1 protein-coding gene is annotated in these 596 nt (G+C 48.5%); it reads right to left on the reverse strand.

What is annotated here, in order from left to right:
* A partial coding sequence (locus N475_RS25690; RefSeq protein ID WP_211270589.1) for an Ig-like domain-containing protein occupies positions 1–596 on the reverse strand: 596 nt, incomplete at both ends.

The raw sequence follows: 596 nt of genomic DNA on the forward strand, positions 1-596 counted from the left end.
GAATACAAGCTATCACCAAATGCCACACTGTGACCACTGGGTGCCTTGGTATCTACCGTGATTGGTAACTGCGTCGCCGCCGTGTTGTTATTGCCTGCTGAGTCTGTGAAGGTATCCGCTGCGATATCAAGCGTCGCATTGGTTTCTGAATTCGCTGTTGGCGTAAACAACACACTGTATTGTGTGCTTGAAGTCGCACTAAAGTTACTCAGTGACCCGCCAGCAACTGTAATATCCGATGACGCAAACGTCGTGCTCGCTTCGCTCAGTACGATACTGATAGTCGCCGTTTCACCCACTTTCAAATTGGTGTCTGATGCACTAAACGTGGTCACCGTCGGTTTGGTTTTATCAAATGTTGCCGTATCTGTCACTGCTGTAGCGGCATTACCTGCGCTGTCTGTGACGCTCACCGATAGAGTCAAATTACCATCATTTAACCCACTGATATCCGCAAGGTTGACTGTCTGGCTTGCACTGGTGATATTGCCATTACCTGTAACATTCGTCCCACCATTGTTACTGCTGAGCGTATAGCTATACGTTGCCCCAACTTCTGCACTGCTAAAGCTAAAGCTCACACTGCCCGTTTCAGT

Source organism: Pseudoalteromonas luteoviolacea DSM 6061 (assembly GCF_001625655.1).
GTDB classification, from domain to species: domain Bacteria; phylum Pseudomonadota; class Gammaproteobacteria; order Enterobacterales; family Alteromonadaceae; genus Pseudoalteromonas; species Pseudoalteromonas luteoviolacea.